We start from the raw sequence: 17,736 nt of genomic DNA on the forward strand, positions 1-17,736 counted from the left end.
CCTACCGCTGACGCCAACCAAGGACGGACCTCAGTCAGCACGGCTTCGAACCCGGCTAGGAACTCGAAACGAACATCAAAACTTTCTCTGTTTTTCGTGCTTGGTTTCAAAAGAAACCGAAGCCGTCCAAACAGTGAAGCTGACACTTTATTATCGCGCTACCACTTCGCTACTTGAGCGCAGGGCATCGCTAAAAGCGTTGATATGAAGAGGCTGATCCATCGAATGAACCAAACCGCCCACATATCTCTTCAGATATCATCAATGTCAAAGAGCATACACCAAGAGACAATAACCAACAGATGCGCCACTCTCATGGCACGCCCGCCAACAAAATCTCCATAATGTCACCGTCTTTCCGATGCGGCAGACCGTCTCTCCGGCCAGTCCGGCTACCGTAGCAGCCAACCCAGCAGCGTCCCCGCCGCCGGTGAAGGGGGTTCTAAGCCCACTCAACAAAACCCGCAACACCAAAATCAACAAAATTACCCATTTCAATAAACAAATCCAAAATATGCAACAAAATCAACAAACTAGACAAAAAGAAAGACAGCAAAAAAACCGGACAAGCAAAAAAACCCAACCAGATACATGCAAAAATCAATCCCAAGCCAACTTACACACAGACTCACACAACATATCCACAGACAAACACTCCTAAAACAAAACGAGTCACTCAAAAATCAAACCAAACATAAAATGAAAGACCCAGAGGTCGAAAAAGGCGAGATGCCTAGATCAGATGTCCTTCATCAAACGCAACGCGTCATAGATCGCGGCGTGAGTGTTGCGCGCCGAAACGGCATCCCCTATGCGAAACAGCTGAAAGCCCCCCTGCCCCGGCGTATCTGGCTCAGATGCCGGTCGTGGTTGACGCATCTGTGGCCTACCGGCGATCAAAGCCTCATAGTCCACCTGCCCTGCGTTCACACTATGCGGCTTCAGATCGAAGTAGAGCGCGTCCAGAGGCAGTGTACCGTAGTTGAGAATAACCTGGTCGTAATGCTTGGTGGTCTTATGATCGCTGTAGTCCGTCCCTAGCGTTGCCTGCAGCCTGTTCCCGTCCTTGCGAACGTCCAGTAAGCGCCGGGCAACGGTAAAGGTCACATCCTTTTCCTGCAGGCTGCGCATATATGGCACAAGGTTCATGGCCATAACATTCGGCGCAAAAACACGATCGGGGGTCATAACCTCTACTGTCGCACCAGCGGCGGCGGCAATCTCTGCCGCCTGCAGAGCGGGATGATCGCCACTCTCATCGTAGATAAGAACAGATCCCGCAGAGGTGACATCACCCGATATGATGTCCCAGGTCGAGATCACATGCTCTGCCTCTTGGCCGGCTTCAAACAACGTCATATTGGGCATACCGCCGGTGGCGACAATCACCACCTCTGGCTCTAGCACGATCACATCATCAGCCTCCGCCCAACTGTTGAAGCGAAACTGCACATTCAGAGCCGCACACTGGGCCATGCGCCAGTCTATAATGCCCATCATCTCACGTCGGCGTGGATTTTGCGCGGTCAGACGAATTTGGCCACCGGGATCCGGTGCGGCTTCGAACACCGTAACAGAATGGCCCCGTTCTGCCGCAACCCGCGCGGCCTCCAAGCCACCGGGACCCGCACCGACAATCACAACCTGTTTGCGCGTATCTGCAGGGGGTATCACGTGCGGCATCGACAACTCTCGACCCGTTGCCGGATTGTGAATGCAAAGCGCCTCTCCAGCCTGATAGATCCGGTCGAGACAATAGGTAGCACCAACGCATGGGCGGATATCATCTTCGCGCCCGGTGAGAATCTTTTGCATGATATGTGGATCCGCCATATGGGCACGCGTCATACCCACCATATCCAACAGGCCGCTGGAGACGGCGTGGCGCGCGGTCGCCACATCGGGAATACGGGCCGCATGGAACGTCGGCAGACCTGTGGCCTTTTTGACCTCCCCCGCAAAATCCAGATGCGGCGCGGATGCCATGCCCTGGACCGGAATGACATCGGTCATCGCCGGGTCGGTATGAATGCGGCCTCGGATCACGTTGAGAAAATCCACCATGCCGCTGTCCGCCAAGCGCTTGGAGATCGTGAGCCCCTCTTGTGCCGAAATTCCTCCCGCTTCCGCCTCATCTGCGGTATAGCGCAATCCCACGATAAACTCGGCACCGACCCTGTCGCGAACCGCCTTCAACACCGCCATCGGTAGCGCCATTCTGCTCTCAAGAGACCGCCCACCATAAGGGCCATCCAGATCATTGGTCAAAGGCGACCAGAACTGGTCAAGCAGATGCCCGTAGACCTGCAGTTCGATCCCATCCATACCGCCGTCTTTCATGCGTTCCGCCGCATCGGCAAAGTCCGCAATGATGCGGGTAAGGTCCCAGTCCTCCGCCAGTTTGGGAAAGGCGCGATGTGCGGGCTCTCGGTGACGTGAGGAGCTGACAGACGGAAGCCAATCTCCCTTATCCCATCCGGTGCGGCGGCCCAGATGGGTCAGCTGGATCATCGCAGCGCATCCGTGCTCGTGCAGCTGGTCAGTCAGATTGCGGATCCAAGGCACCACCTCGTCCTTATAGGCGAGTACATTGTTAAAGACGGGCGGGCTGTCACGCGACACTGCAGCCGATCCCGCAGTCATCGCAAGTGCAACACCCGCTTTTGCCCGCTCGGCATGATAGGCCGCGTAGCGCTCTTTCGGCATGCCATCCTCAGGATAGGCAGGTTCATGGCTGGTCGTCATGATCCGATTGCGCAAGGTCAGATGCTTTAGCTGGTAGGTTTGCAGCAAAGGGTCTTTGGACATGAATGGCTCCTGAAGGCGTGTAAAAACAGTGGCTCGGTTTGCCTCGGCTTTCACAGGGCAATTACAGCTCTAGACATATGTGTCAGGTCAATCCCCAGACCTGTCAAGCCTACAGAGCCATAGGCCCAATAGCCGACCATAACGGAAGAGCCACTGGCGTTTCACCTAGTTCTCAAAGGAAACGAAATCCGCGGTTCGGGAACGGAAAAACTGCTTCACTGCCGCCTTGAAACGGCTCACCTTGGCGGAGCGCAACAGGTCCTGATGACTGAGGACCCAGATAGGCGCATAGTCTTGCGGCATGATCCCCAGCAAAGGCACGAGATCTGGATCCTTGCGCGCCAGATAGACAGGCATCCTCACCGCACCCAGCCCGGCCCTAGCGGCCGCAATCAACGAGGTCATATCGTCAAATCGCGCCCGCACTCGGTAGTTCGGATAATGCTGCAGCGCGGCCTGCGGCGGCGCGTCGTAGCCGCTGTATATCACCCAGTCCAATTGCGCCTTGGGATCAGCTGCCGCCCTCGCCACAAGATCAAGCCGTGCCACACAGGCGGTTTTCTGATCTGCAAGATGCAGGCCTACCAGACTATCCCCCGGCGTTTTACTGATCCGGATGGCGAGGTCTGCATCCCGCCGTGTCAGGTCAAGCACATCATTGGTCGCCCGGACCGTCAATTCGACATCAGGATGATCCGCGCAGAACTCGGCTAAGAAAGGCGCAAGATGGCTTTGGATCAGCAATTGCGGTGCAGTCAGGACCAATCCTCCGGACAGGCTTTGGTCGCGCCCTGACAGATTCCGCAGCGCTGATTGTTCCGAGTGCTCCATCCGTTGCGCCGCAGCTGCCAGTTCTTCAGCCTCAACGCTGGCCAGATAGCCTTCGGGCCGACGTTCGAACAGCTGACGGCCCAGCATCGCCTCTGCCCGCTGCACCCGACGCGCCACGGTCGTGTAACTGATAGACAATGCCTGAGCAGCCCCTGCCAGGGATCCCGCACGCACCAGCGCCAAAATCGTGCGCATGTCATCCCAATTGATCTGCATACATGCATTTTCGCATGTCATCCAAGCAAATGCATCTGTTTTCTTGCGGCATTTCGATTGGCATCTGTCAGACATCAAAACTGAAAGGACCGAAAATGGCCTACGTATATGTGAACCTCATCCTGCAAGATCCGCAGAGCATGGCGGCCTATCGCGAACAAGCAGGCGCAGCCCTGCAAAAACATGGCGCTACAGTGCTGGTCTCGACCCCGAACCAAACAGTAATCGAAGGTGAGCGTGACCCAACAGGCATAGGTGTTATTCTGCAATTCGAAAGCTCCGAAACCGCACAGGCCTGGATCGACGATCCCGAATTGCAAGAGACCCACGCCCTGCGCCGAAGTGCGGGCAAAAGTGCTATTACCCTTCTGGCCTAAGCCATCCATGGCAAAACTCTTCCGCCCGTTGCCTGCGGGCCGATCCGCGAGCCGTTGACCTGCCTGTCGTTGGACCGAGCACGACGCCCAATGGGCACGAAACTCACCAAAAAGGGCGCGGAACCAAAGGTCCCGCGCCCGTTCTTCTTCATCTAGCAGAAATCGACCTATTCAGCGGCGATCTGCGCTTCAACCTTCTCGACCCGTACAGCAGAGAATTTAAACTCAGGGATCTTCCCATAGGGATCAATCGCAGGGTTGGTCAGGATGTTAGCCGCGGCCTCAACATAGGCAAAGGGTACAAACACCATATCCTCAGCGATCGCCCGATCCGCCCGTGCCATAATCTCGATCGAGCCGCGACGCGTTGACAGACGCACCATTTCACCCGGCTCAACACCCATCGCCCGTAGGGTTTTAGGATTGAGCGAACAGTTGGCCTCCGGTTCCACCGCATCAAGCACCAACGAACGCCGTGTCATCGACCCTGTGTGCCAATGCTCCAACTGGCGACCTGTGGTCATGATCATCGGATACTCCGCATCAGGAGCTTCATCCGGTGGGATGACCGAGGCCGGGGTAAAGCGGGCACGGCCCTCCGGCCGCGGAAAACCATCACCAAACACAATCGCCTGACCGGGGTCTGTTTCGTGCAGCGACGGGTACGTTATGGTCTCCGTCTCCAGTCGTTCCCAGGTGATATTGTTCAGGGATTTCATGTTCAGCTTCATCTCGTTGAAGACTTCGCTGACATCCTTGTAGTCCCACGGCAGGCCAATGCGCTGCGCCAGCTCCACTGTGACCTTCCAATCCTCGCGCGCTTCGCCTGGCGGCGTGATCGCAGGCCGCACCCGCTGAACCTGACGGTTGGTGTTCGAAACCGTTCCATTCTTTTCATAAAGAGCAGAGGCCGGCAGGATGATATCAGCAAAATTCGCCGTCTCTGTCAGGAAGATGTCCTGAACGATCATCAGATCCAGCTTGGCAAAGGCCTCTCTTGCGTGATCAGCATCCGGATCCGACATCGCCGGGTTTTCACCCTGGATATACATGCCTTTGATATTGCCAGCGTAGGCCTGATCCACGATCTCCGTCACAGTCAGCCCCTTCTCGTTCGAGAAGTCGCCGCCGCCCCAGACATCGGTGAAGCTCTTGCGGACATCATCCGACGTCACGGTCTGATAGTCAGGCAGGAACATCGGGATGAGGCCAGCATCAGACGCCCCCTGTACGTTATTTTGCCCCCGAAGCGGATGCAGGCCCGCACCCGGTTTGCCGACATTGCCAGTCATCAGAGCCAACGAGATCAGGCAACGCGAATTATCCGTGCCATGAATATGCTGGGAGATCCCCATGCCCCAGAAGATCAACCCGGCATCGGCCCCGGCAAACAAGCGCGCCACGCGGCGCAGCTGATCGGGCTCAATGCCGCAGATTTCTGACATTTTTTCAGGCGTAAACTGCTTGAGATGCTCTTTTTCCGCCGCCCAATTCTCGGTCCAGCGGTGGATATACTGGCTGTCGTACAGCTCTTCCTCGACGATCACATTCATGATCGCGTTCAGCATCGACACATCAGCGCCGGGACGGAACTGCAGCATTTCATCCGCATAGCGACGCATGCCAACCCCGCGCGGATCCATCACGATCAGCTTGCCACCGCGTTTGGTGAACTGCTTGAAGTAGGTCGCAGCTACCGGGTGGTTTTCAATCGGGTTGGAGCCGATGATGATCGCCACATCAGCATTTTCAATCTCGTTGAACGTAGCCGTCACTGCCCCAGAGCCGACGTTTTCGATCAGCGCCGCCACAGAGGATGCGTGGCACAGACGCGTACAGTGATCGACGTTGTTGTGCTTGAAGCCCTGCCGGATGAACTTCTGGAAGAGATAGGCCTCTTCGTTGGTACATTTCGCCGAGCCAAAACCTGCTACGGATTTAGGGTCTTCATCCCGCAGTTTGATCAGGTTCTTGCCGGCCAGATCCATCGCCTCTTCCCACGTTGCCTCGCGGAAGTGGGTCGACAGGTTGCCAGGATCAACGTTCAGGCCTTTTGCAGGCGCATCGTCACGGCGGATCAGCGGCTTGGTCAGCCGGTGCGGATGGTGGATATAGTCAAACCCAAACCGTCCCTTGACGCACAGACGGCCCTCGTTTGCCGGGCCATTGATGCCCTCGACATATTTGACCTTACCGTCCTTCACCTTGAGGCTAACCTTACAACCGACACCGCAGAACGGGCAGACGCTTTCGGTTTCGGAATCGTAGTCTTTGCTGTCGCCGACCTGACTGTCATCCATCACAGTAGCCGGCATCAAGGCACCGGTTGGGCAAGCCTGCACACATTCGCCGCAGGCCACACACGACGATGCGCCCATCGGATCATCGATATCAAAGACCGGATAGGCATCATGGCCACGACCTGCCATGCCGATCACGTCATTGACCTGAACTTCTCGGCAAGCACGCACACAAAGATTGCAGGAAATACATGCGTCGAGATTCACCTTCATTGCGATGTGGCTGTCATCCAGCAGCGGAATACGCTCTTTTTCCAGCTTTGGAAAACGTGAATCTGAAACCCCGTTCAGCTCGGCCATATCCCACAAATGCGAGGACTTATCGCGCGCCTCCTCCTGTTTGGGCTGGTCAGCTACCAAGAGTTCCATCACCATCTTACGGGCGCTTTCGGCGCGCGGGTTGTTGGTGGTGACAACCATGCCATCACTCGGCTCTCGGATACAGGAGGCCGCCAACGTACGCTCCCCCTCAATCTCGACCATACAGGCACGGCAATTGCCGTCAGGGCGATAGCCCGGCTGTGGTTTGTGGCACAGATGTGGGATTTTCAACCCGCGACCATTGGCAATTTCCCAGATGGTCAGACCTGCCTCGGCAGTGACCTCGGCGCCATCGAGTGTAAAAGTAACGGTATTGCTCATGGCTCAGACCTCCTCGGGGAAGTGTTTGATGGTCAGGCGGATCGGGTTCGGCGCAGCCTGGCCCAGACCGCAGATCGAGGTATCAATCATTGCCGTGCTCAACTCCTCCAGCAGGTCCTGATCCCACTTCTTTTCGCTCATCAGTTTCACTGCCTTTTCGCAGCCCACCCGGCAAGGAGTGCACTGGCCGCAGCTTTCATCTTCGAAGAAGCGCAGCATATTGAGCGCGGCATCGCGGGCCGAGTCCTGTCCAGACAGCACAACAACAGCAGCAGACCCGATGAAGGTTCCGTGCGGCTGCAGCGTGTCAAAATCGAGCGGAATGTCATTCATCGATGCAGGTAACAGACCGGAGGATGGACCGCCCGGCTGATATGCCTTGAAAACATGGCCATCCAGCATCCCGCCACTGGCATCGATCACGTCTGTGATGGTGGATCCAGCGGGCATAAGATATACGCCCGGGTTCTTCACGCGGCCTGAAACGGAATAACTGCGCATGCCTTTGCGACCGTTCTTTTCTACCGAGTTCAAGCATTCCGGCCCTTCACGGTTGATTTTGCACACCCAATACAGGGTCTCGACATTGTGCACCAATGTCGGTCGACCAAAAATACCAACCTGCGCTACAAATGGCGGACGGTGGCGCGGCTCGCCGCGCTTGCCTTCGATCGATTCAATCATCGCGGATTCTTCACCGCAAATATAAGCGCCAGCCCCACGACGCAGGTCTATAAAACCTGCTTCCACGATGCCCGCATCTTCCAGTGCTTTGATCTCAGTCGCGAGGATCTCCAGCACCGCCGGATATTCGTCGCGCATATAGATAAAGGTTTTCTCGGCCTCGACTGCCCAGGCTGCGATCAGCATCCCCTCAAGGAAAACATGCGGCGTGCGCTCTAGGTAATAGCGGTCTTTGAAAGTGCCTGGTTCGCCCTCATCGCCGTTTACGGCCAGGTAACGCGGCCCTTCGTTGGCACGTACAAAACCCCATTTGGTACCGGAGGGAAAGCCAGCCCCGCCCAAACCGCGCAGACCTGCTTCTTTTACTTTGGCCTGAACCGCTTCCCAGTCGCCGTTTGCGCGCAAATCTTTTAGCGTCGCATAGCCGCCTTCAGCCTCATAAGCCGCATAAGTCTCATACTCAGGGATATGCGCATGGGTATCCTCCGACGCGATCGCCGCCTCGACTTTCTCAACGGTGGCATGGTCGATGTGATTGTGTCCGATCTCAAGCACCGGAGCGGTATCACAACGCCCCATACAGGGCGCCCGCAATACGCGCACTTGAGAGGCATCCAGCCCATCTTCAAGCGCCTTTTGCAACTGTTCCGCACCAGCCAATTCGCACGACAGAGAGTCACAAACCCGAATCGTCAAGGCAGGCGGTGGAGTTTCTCCTTCGCGCACGACATCGAAATGGGCGTAAAAGCTGGCGACTTCGTAGATTTCCGCCTGACCCGTACGCATCTCTTCAGCCAGCGCCCGGATATGCGCGGCGCTCAGATGGCCGAACTTGTCCTGGATGAGATGCAGGAACTCAATCAACAGGTCTCGGTTGCGGGGCTTATCGCCGAGCAGGTCCAGAACCTCGCTATGCGCCTGATCATCCAACTGCCGGCCTTTGGGCGTTTTACGCCCTTTGCCTTTGCCAGATTTCCAAACGCCCTTGCTATTGTCCAAAGGTGCCACGACGCCCTCCAATTTGCGCTGCCATCAATGGCGGCATTCCATTGAAGAGGCCTATCGTCAAATCGGAATTTTCGAAGGCACGATAACGAACGCTTATTGCGTGAAATCGTCAACCACACCCTTCATTGCTTTCACGGTCGTCAATTCAGGCTGACGATCAAGCGTCACCATGCAAATCGGCCTGCTTGGCGCGGGATCAACCAGCCGTAGCACCCGTGCGCCTGACAAAGGTCCCAACGCATCCATCAGCGCCTCTGGCAGGATAGTCGCGACAGACCCGGCCCGCGCCATGACAATCGCCGCCATAAAGCCGCTGGAGTCTGACCGCACCTCCGGTCGCAACCCTTGATCGCCAAAAATTCGATCCAGTATTCGGCGGTTCTGCATCTGTGGCTCTAAAAGACTCAGCGGTAATGCAGCAGCATCGGCCCAACTAATGCTGTCAGCAGTGGCGTCCAATCGGCCTGCCACCATGGTCTCAGGTGCAACGAGCACATAGGTCTCTTCATATAGCGGCTGAATGGTCACCTGATCCGGCCCCAAGCTATCGTGATAGGTCACCCCAGCATCAATAGTCCCGTCAAACAGACGTTGCTGGATCATCAGTGAACTGAGAACCTCTATCCTGGCAAGGACCCGCGGGTGGGTCAGATGCAGCCTATCCACCATCTGGGCCGCATAGGCCGTCGCTGTCGGAACAACGCCAAGCACCAATGTGCCTGTGACTTCTCCACGCGCAGCCGCAACTTCTTGCTCCAACGCCTTAGCATCATCGAGGATTGACCGCGCCCGTCGCACGATCATCATCCCCTCTTCGGTAAGCCCTTGAAACCGATTGCCACGACGCACAATAGATACGCCGAGACGTTCCTCAAGATTGCGGATCCGCATGGAGAACGCCGGCTGTGACATACCACTATCCTGCGCCGCCTTGGCAAAATGGCGATGGCGGGCCAATGCGCTCAGCAGTCGGAGATCCTTTAGTTCGATCACGCGCAGGCTACTCTTATTGCTTCCAGTTCTTGACCATATGTAGCCATACGCCCACGTTTGGCAAAGCCACTATCAGCAATCACATAGAACTTTGGTTCGCCAATACCCCGAGCTACTATAGAGGTGCCCCGTCGATCTCATCACGTCTGCCTGATCAACTTTGTCGCTGTGCCGTAGCCGATCGCGCGATGCCATCATAGATTCCGGTCAGGATGTTCAGAACTCGCGTCGCTTCTCCAACCCTTTTTTCGACACCGGGCACCTGGTCCAAAGCCTGAAGCAACAGGTCGCGACGCTGAATGTCAAAGGCTGTCGTGATCTCAAGCCCTTTATCGGTCGCAGAATACGTTACACCACCTCGACCGGATCCGGTTTTGCGGATCAAACCCGACGACGCGAGCTTGCGCAGCGAATATTGTATATTCGGGACGTCATCACGGTTGGTGACCCGTGCCAGCTCCTTGATGGTTTTTGGCCTGTCGTTCATACGGATCACATTCAACAGTGTTATTTCCGGTCCAGAAGCCGACAGGTTGGACACAAGGCCTAGGCATTCTGATTGCCATCGTGCGAACCCCTCAAAGGTCCGCATTAGCGCAAATTCGAAATCGCTCAGATCTTCTTGAGTACCCTTTCGGGTGATCTGGCCCGCCTTAACAGCGGTATCAGTATCTGTTGATCCTGAAAAAGTTTCCAACAATCGTCTCCTTGCTTCGACGGCGAAATACGCCTCCGTTGACGGAAAAACCTGTGTCAAGGTGTTTTACGTCCATTCGTTCCCCAACCCATCATCACGCCCCTTAGTAAATATCCTGCGTTATGTTTCAACCCGTCCGTGCAACAGAAATAGGAACTGGCGCCCGTGAATTGCCCCAACAGATTGGAGAATCAGTGTAAAATAAAAATTGAGATAAACTTTAAATGGCCTGATCTCGCACATTCTATAGATAAAATATCTCCCTCAGCGTGTTTTACGGCGTATTATTCATGCATTCACCCCTTACAAAAAAAGTTATTTTGCGAATATCGATGCATAGATCGTCGAAAGTAGCAGCCCTAAAACCGTTTCTGAATCATCGGCTTGCAGGATCGGCTTCATTGTTGTTTTGCGCCAATATCCTTAGCTGGTCAGCCATCGCTTCCCTAATCTTGCAGCTCTACGGCCCATTAATCCGCCGGTAAGCACCAATAGCTATGCTACTCGCCAAATCTGTACATATGCAGGTTTTGGGAAAAGGAGCTGATCTTGGAACTACGGGCGGACCTCAGTTTGGTCATCGCGCAGATGCAGGCTGTGATTGACGAAATCACCAGCCAAAGCACTGTATGGTCGATCATCATGCCCGCGTCCAATGTTGACCACAGCATACAACAAGTATGCCAGACAAACCATGTCGGCATGCAGAAAACCGTTACCAATACCAGCAATACGGCGGACTGCATTGCTGTCTCTGGAAACCCACTCTCATTGCAAGCGCTGCAACGAGTATTTGCTTCTTTTCGAGCAATTATTTCTCTCAATTGGGGTGACGCAATACCGCGTTTGCTAGATCTCGACGTCCGACAGTGTTCTCCGGAGCGTCACAGTGTGTTCACCATGGCGCCGTCCCCAATCGGGCGTGGTTTTCCAAGTCTGCCGTTCCTGGCCGGCTTGATCGCGAAACAATACAGCCAAATTTCAAGGCTATTTATTGGGGGTTGTCGGTATTGATCCGACACAAATTCCGTCTGCGCGCCCGTCCAGCGCAACGGCGACTGAAAGGTGCTGAAATGAAATTCCGAAATCCTGCAAGCGCGGTATTGAACCGGCTCTCTGTCTTTGCAAAGTGCAGCTTGCTTATCGCTGGTTCCACGCTAGTGGTTACATTGTTCCTAACCTGGGAAAACCAGAAAATCCTTGGCGACGCGGTCGACAGCGGCGTACGCACATTGGCCGAAGGCGTCACAGTTACTGTGGCGGCTCGTAGCGGCGGTGCGATTCGTTTTGGAGACACCGAACGCCTTGAGAGTGATCTGGAATCTCTTATTGCTCTCTCTAACGGTCGTTCCACGCATGGGATTGCAATAAACACCAAAGGCAAGACGGTTGCCTCCACTGGCGTTGCTACCGAAGCAGAAATCGCCGAACTGACCCTCGTTGCGCAAAAAGCGATGGAAACAAACCAGATGGAGTTTAGCGAAAACGGCTATCTTGTCGCCGCTCCGGCAACCGCCGGTGCAGAGGGCACGGTGGTGGTTGGCGCTGTTGGTATGGTCTGGTCCCCTGACGTGGCCTTTGCCGAAGTCGCTCCAAATCAGTTACTGTCACTGCTCCTCGCAGGAGCCGCTTTTGTGATCATGCTTGGCCTTTCGGTTCTGGCTCTCAGATCCATGATGTCCCGCCCCTTGGGCAATGTTGCAACCGCGATCAATCGCCTCGCAGACGGGGATTATGCCCATGACACAGAGCATCAGTCGCGCGGCGATGAAATTGGACTAATTGCGCGCCATATCGAGGCTTTGAAATCGCAGCTGTCTGCCGCCCGCGTGGTCGAAGAGCAGCGCCATGCCGACCAGGCAGCCCAGAAAGTGGTGGTTGAGCGGTTGAACGACGGTCTTCTCAAGCTATCCGAAGGTGATCTGTCACAAACCATTAATGATCAGTTCTCAGCTGACTACGAAAGCTTGCGTCAGAATTTCAACAAGACCGTCGACAAGATGGTTGGCATCATTGACGCGGTCATCGAAAACTCCTCTCGCATCCGTGCCAGTGCCGAAGAGATCAGCCAATCCTCCGGCGACCTGTCTCAACGGACCGAATCTCAGGCCGCAACCCTTGAGGAAACCGCCGCCGCGATGGAGCAGCTCACGGTCAGTGTGAAATCCGCAGCCGATGGCGCACGCGAGGTTGAAGGCATTGTCTCCGAAGCCAAAGAGACTGCGGTCAACAGCGGTGCAGTCGTGACGCGTGCGGTTGATGCAATGTCCAAGATCGAAGAATCTTCCCAAAAGATCTCCCAGATTATCTCGGTCATTGATGATATCTCATTCCAGACCAACCTTCTCGCACTCAATGCCGGTGTCGAAGCCGCACGCGCGGGAGAAGCTGGTCGTGGGTTTGCAGTTGTGGCCTCCGAGGTGCGTGCTCTAGCGCAGCGTTCATCGGAAGCAGCACAAGAAATCAAGGCGTTGATTAGCGAAAGCACTGGCCATGTGGGTGATGGTGTCGATCTGGTCGGACGCGCCGGCGAAGAGCTGAAGCAAATCATAGAGCGCGTCTCGACAATCTCCGGCCATGTAAGCGGTATTGCGACAGGTGCACAGGAACAATCCACCACCCTGGGTGAAATCAACACCGGCGTCACCCAGTTGGACGAAGTCACCCAGCACAACGCCGCCATGGTTGAGGAATCGACCGCCGCCAGCCAGATCCTGCGCAATGATGCCAATGAGTTGGCGCGTCAGGTCTCGGTCTTCAAAACCCAAAAATCCGCTGGAAACGTGGTCCCGATGGCACCCAGTAAACCCGCTCCCGCCGCGGCTGCGCCGCCGCGCCCAGCCAGAGCGAATCCTGCGCCATCGGCCCATGGCGACGATGACTTCTTTGAAGCTGCCCCCACTCAGGCCGCGGCCGGTTGGGAGGACTTTTGATCAAAGTGTGACTAACGGTCTGGCTAAATTGAATGGCGCGCCCTATCTGGGCGCGCCATTCTTGTCTAAAAATACCCGATATTCCGCTCCCAAGGTCATAGCGATAAGCCGGAACTGTATACCGCCTGCCCGCGAAACTAGGGAAGCTATATCGGTGGCCCATGGGAAGGCTAGCAGGGCGAGCATTGAACTATCAACAGCTTCGCTTTGTCCACTGACACCCTAGGCTAGGTGTGCATTACCTACTGCCATACGAGTGTTTCATGATTGTGAGAGGTTTGGAGACCACCGCTACATCTAAAACACCTAGCAAACCGCCCCCTTGAGGCCTAACCATGTGCAGCCTTGGCTCACGCCAGTGTTCAATCGTTCGTAGTAAGCAAGGAAGGGGGCGATTCGGCAAAAGCGACCGCCCCGTTTTCTACAGCCCTATTCGCTAGTGATGCGAGTGATTGCGCGGCTCAGCGGCAACCGCCTCAGCTGGTCCCCAGATAGGGTAGTCCAGCTGCCCAAGAGTATCGGTTTCCTGCCCGCCCGATTGCAGGTTCCACCCCGGCTGCAGCCAGACTGCAGATCGCTCAGCCATTGTGTCGGCGTTGTGGACCGAAACGCTCAAGGTTGCCGCATCATGCTGGGCAGTTAACTGCAAGTAGTCCCCCGCCGTTGCCAACCGTGGCGCATCCAACAGAAATGCAGTCCGCCCCCAATGCCCGTCAGAATACAACCCGTTTGTCAGCTGAATGCCAGGTGCCAGCTCCATTTCAAAACTGACAAAAACCGCATGGACAATACCGGCATTGGTACAGCGCAACCTTTCGGTGACACGCGCTGGATTTACGTCAGGACGCGTGAAGTTAAACTGGAATAGATCAACACCCGGCCCTAGGGGCCGCAGCCCACACGCCTTGAAATCATTCGGCGTAATCTGCGCCACACGTGCAAGATGATGGAAAGCACTGAGATCAAATCCCTCTGCTTCCTGCGGGCGCCATAGGTCTAACAAGGCTTCACTTTCAACCGGTTGCGCCACCAATGTCCCGGTTTCAGGTACCGCGCGAGCACCTGGTTTGGCCAGCGCCATCATTGCGTGGCTTAAGGTGTCCAGAGCACCTTCCCCCAGCAGGACCGTATCGACAATTTCAGAGACCACCACATCGGCCTGTTCTGGCATATCAACGCCGACGACAATTTCGTGCGACCATTTGGGAATAACCGTGATGCGATCACTCAAACCATTGTCCGCAATCACACGGGTCGCAGCCTTGGCAATCAACGGCTGCTGCTCACAGGTATAGACATGTTTTGCCCCAGCACGAGCCGCCAGCATCGCCGTAAGGCCTGCGCCACAACCGATATCCAGCACGATATCACCTGGCTTTACCTTCATCGCTATCGCCTCAGCAAAAGCGCGGTTGCGTGCGCGGTCCGCCAGCATCGGGAAGTGCCAGCGCGGCACAAAAGTCTGATGCAATCGCTCCTGTAACACCTGCGCCTCATGGTGATGGGGATCGGCGCGCAGCGCCTCCGACAATAGCTGAGATGTCCGAAGCCCCCCATCGCCAAACGGCGCGGTTTTTGCACTATGTACCAGCTGTTCAGCGCTTGCGTTGCCTTTATCAGATGTCATTCGAGCGCAGCTATGTGATTGTGTTTTAAGCAATTTTTAATTTTCCCTATTTGAGGCAAATTCAACTGACTGAGACTATTCACCATGCGCATCTAAGAATTGGTAAAGGCACAGCGAGGTACTGAGACATTCGACACGATCAGCTTGGTGCGCGCTTTACCGATCTTTGCTGAAGTAAAACACTTGCCAACTCCAGTGCAGTTTTCTAGCCTGATCCAAAGGTCACATCGCACAACAGGAGGGCACCAGCTGAACATGCGTATCATCCGCCGACTTCAGCATGGCCCCCGCTTCGCCCTGTAAATCCGTTTGCAGGGCTGACCTGAGGAAAATCTCATCTACGGTCTGCCTATAGCCGCCTTTGCGGCCCTATATCTATGACCCGAGTTTCCCATGTCTATCATCAATATCAATGCCTTGGGGGTTACCCTTGGTGATCCTCTTTTCTCCGATCTCAACCTGACGATATCCAAATCCGATCGCATCGGTCTGGTTGCAGCAAACGGGCGGGGCAAATCCACATTGCTGTGCTGTCTGGCGGGCGCTTTCACTCCCACAACGGGAGAGATCACACGCGCGCGCGGTCTACGTGTCGGCCACGTCGAGCAGACCCTGTCTGCTGAGGCGCTTTCAGTTACGTTTTATGATTGGGTATTGGCCGCTTTGCCCACCGAACAGGCCGAATACGAAAGCTGGCGGGTGGATGTTTTGCTGGACGAGCTACAAGTGCCCTACGACACCCAACACACAGCTTTGAGTATGCTCAGCGGCGGGTGGCAACGCACGGCGATGCTCGCCGCCGCTTGGGTGACCACGCCTGACCTGCTCTTGCTCGATGAACCAACCAACCACCTGGATCTGAAGCGTATCGCCTTCCTTGAGACATGGCTCGCAAGACTACCCTGGGATTTGCCGGTTGTGATTACCTCGCATGATCGCGCCTTCCTTGATTCCACGACCAACCGCACGATGTTCCTGCGGGCCGAAAACTCACGCGTGTTTCAACTACCCTTTTCGGCAGCCCGCGCCGCGCTGGACAAGACCGATGCAGCAGATGCGCGCCGTCACGCCAATGAGCTGAAGAAGGCCCAGCAACTGCGGAAACAGGCTGCAAAGCTGAAAAATACTGGAATGAATTCCGGGTCCGATCTGTTGCTGACCAAAACCAAACAACTTGCTGAACGGGCCGACCGGCTAGAAGCCAGTGCTAAACCCGCGCACCGCGACCAATCCGCAGGTGACATCAAGCTCATTAACAGCGGCACACATGCAAAAGCTGTTATCACATTGGACGATCTGACTGTGTCTACGCCGGATGGGCGCGCGCTATACAAAACCGGGCAGAAATGGATTACCCCTGGTGATCGCATCATCCTGCTGGGGGCAAATGGCTCTGGTAAATCGCAGCTGGTCAGAATGATCCATGAAGCCCTGCTTGGGACACAAGATCTGATAAAATGCGCGCCATCCATTGTAGCCGCTTATTCCGATCAACACCTCAGCCAACTCGCCGAAACAGAAACCCCGCTCATACAGGTCACGTCTGTGTCTGACATTGGAGATCAATCCGCACGTAGTCTTCTAGCCGGCGCTGGGATCAATTTCTCGCTGCAGGACACCCCGGCAAATGCACTGTCCGGAGGGCAAAAAGCACGGTTGGCAATGCTGCTCCTGAGGCTCAAGAATCCTAATTTCTATCTTCTGGACGAACCAACGAACCATCTGGATATCGACGGGCAGGAAGCCCTAGAGAGCGAACTGATCACTCATGATGCCTGCTGTCTTCTGGTCAGCCATGATCGCAGTTTCCTCAAGACGGTTGGCAATCGCTTTTGGTGGATCCGGGGTCGCAGGCTGGAGGAAGTCGATACCCCAGATGCCTTCCTGACATCAGAGATGGACGCTAACTAGCAATGTTATCGGCGGCTGCCACACGTTGCTGCCGTCGATAACATATTTTTGGGCGTCATCAGGCGCGGTTACCGACAACGTGGTCGACCTTTTGGCAGAACGACTTGCACATCGGCCCGGTTTTCGCAAATCTGCCACCGTAATCACGTTGCCCATCAAATCCAGACACTTTGGCGCGAAGGAAATCACCCGATGTCAAACCCTACGTCGACAGATGTCGTCATTGCACGCGCCAGTGCAACAGAGCCAGAGGCAATTGCCATGATCAAGCGGCACTTGGAACAGATGGCATCGCAATCGCCCGAAGAGAGCTGCCACGCTCTGGATGGCAGCGGGCTTGACGCTGCGAATGTCGCATTTTTCCTACTCCGCCGTGACGGCCAAGCAATTGCTATGGGTGCGCTCAAAACCCTAAGCAACAACGCGTGCGAATTGAAGTCCATGCATACGATTTCCGAAGCACGTGGCAGTGGCGCAGGACGGCAGATGCTCGAATTTCTGCTCAGCCTTGCCAAAGACGACGGTGCGACCGCAATCTATCTTGAAACCGGCTCAACTGCAGATTTCACCCCCGCCAAGCAGCTTTACGAAAGCTACGGATTTGTCGAATGCCCGCCGTTCGAGGGCTACGCCGAAGACCCGTGGTCATTCTTTATGCGTCTTGACCTGCGCGCCGTGGCTTGACCCTTCCCAGTGTCCTGTCATAACT

Annotated in this window: 12 protein-coding genes; 5 read left to right on the forward strand and 7 right to left on the reverse strand. The window is 55.5% G+C overall.

Annotation, left to right across the window (positions count from 1 at the left end; all coding sequences use genetic code 11):
* Positions 1–738: 738 nt before the first annotated feature.
* Both ACEWZM_RS04575 and ACEWZM_RS04580 read right to left on the reverse strand, forming a co-directional pair.
* Positions 739–2,808, reverse strand: a complete 2,070-nt coding sequence (locus ACEWZM_RS04575; protein WP_414005315.1) for an oxidoreductase — start codon at positions 2,806–2,808, stop codon at positions 739–741.
* Positions 2,809–2,973: 165 nt separating this feature from the next.
* Positions 2,974–3,876, reverse strand: coding sequence for a LysR family transcriptional regulator (locus ACEWZM_RS04580; protein ID WP_414005316.1), 903 nt, complete (start codon positions 3,874–3,876; stop codon positions 2,974–2,976).
* Positions 3,877–3,950: 74 nt separating this feature from the next.
* Between ACEWZM_RS04580 and ACEWZM_RS04585 the strand changes: the two genes are divergently transcribed.
* Positions 3,951–4,232, forward strand: a complete 282-nt coding sequence (locus tag ACEWZM_RS04585) for a DUF1330 domain-containing protein (RefSeq protein WP_414005317.1) — start codon at positions 3,951–3,953, stop codon at positions 4,230–4,232.
* A 167-nt stretch (positions 4,233–4,399) separates the two neighbouring features.
* Here ACEWZM_RS04585 and fdhF read toward each other — a convergent pair whose 3' ends face one another.
* The 4 genes from fdhF to ACEWZM_RS04605 all read right to left on the reverse strand — a co-directional run bounded on the left by fdhF (position 4,400) and on the right by ACEWZM_RS04605 (position 10,556).
* The gene (gene fdhF, locus ACEWZM_RS04590) at positions 4,400–7,174 is read right to left on the reverse strand and encodes a formate dehydrogenase subunit alpha (RefSeq protein WP_414005318.1); all 2,775 of its coding nucleotides are present in this window, start codon (positions 7,172–7,174) and stop codon (positions 4,400–4,402) included.
* 3 nt (positions 7,175–7,177) lie between these two features.
* Positions 7,178–8,866, reverse strand: coding sequence for an NAD(P)H-dependent oxidoreductase subunit E (locus ACEWZM_RS04595; RefSeq protein ID WP_414005319.1), 1,689 nt, complete (start codon positions 8,864–8,866; stop codon positions 7,178–7,180).
* Between the two features lie 93 nt (positions 8,867–8,959).
* Positions 8,960–9,859, reverse strand: a complete 900-nt coding sequence (locus ACEWZM_RS04600; RefSeq protein ID WP_414005320.1) for a LysR family transcriptional regulator — start codon at positions 9,857–9,859, stop codon at positions 8,960–8,962.
* Between the two features lie 154 nt (positions 9,860–10,013).
* Positions 10,014–10,556, reverse strand: a complete 543-nt coding sequence (locus ACEWZM_RS04605; protein ID WP_414005321.1) for a winged helix DNA-binding protein — start codon at positions 10,554–10,556, stop codon at positions 10,014–10,016.
* A 549-nt stretch (positions 10,557–11,105) separates the two neighbouring features.
* On the opposite strand from ACEWZM_RS04605, the gene ACEWZM_RS04610 reads away from it, so the two are divergent.
* Positions 11,106–11,570 (forward strand): hypothetical protein, encoded by a 465-nt coding sequence (locus tag ACEWZM_RS04610; protein WP_414005322.1) that lies wholly within the window; start codon positions 11,106–11,108, stop codon positions 11,568–11,570.
* Positions 11,571–11,629: 59 nt separating this feature from the next.
* A complete protein-coding gene (locus ACEWZM_RS04615) occupies positions 11,630–13,489 on the forward strand; it encodes a methyl-accepting chemotaxis protein (RefSeq protein ID WP_414005323.1) in 1,860 nt (619 codons plus the stop codon).
* 436 nt (positions 13,490–13,925) lie between these two features.
* Here the strand turns inward: ACEWZM_RS04615 and ACEWZM_RS04620 are convergent, their stop codons facing one another.
* Positions 13,926–15,116: a 50S ribosomal protein L11 methyltransferase gene (locus tag ACEWZM_RS04620; RefSeq protein WP_414005324.1), complete on the reverse strand. Its 1,191-nt coding sequence runs from the start codon at positions 15,114–15,116 to the stop codon at positions 13,926–13,928.
* A gap of 393 nt (positions 15,117–15,509) precedes the next feature.
* Between ACEWZM_RS04620 and ACEWZM_RS04625 the strand changes: the two genes are divergently transcribed.
* Together ACEWZM_RS04625 and ACEWZM_RS04630 are read left to right on the forward strand one after the other, a co-directional pair.
* On the forward strand, positions 15,510–17,027 hold the full coding sequence (locus ACEWZM_RS04625; protein ID WP_414005325.1) for an ABC-F family ATP-binding cassette domain-containing protein: 1,518 nt from the start codon (positions 15,510–15,512) through the stop codon (positions 17,025–17,027).
* 192 nt (positions 17,028–17,219) lie between these two features.
* Entirely contained in the window at positions 17,220–17,711 is a 492-nt protein-coding gene (locus ACEWZM_RS04630; protein WP_414005326.1) for a GNAT family N-acetyltransferase, read from the forward strand.
* The last annotated feature ends 25 nt before the right edge of the window (positions 17,712–17,736 follow it).

Source organism: Phaeobacter cretensis (genome assembly GCF_047372505.1).
Lineage (GTDB): Bacteria > Pseudomonadota > Alphaproteobacteria > Rhodobacterales > Rhodobacteraceae > Phaeobacter > Phaeobacter cretensis.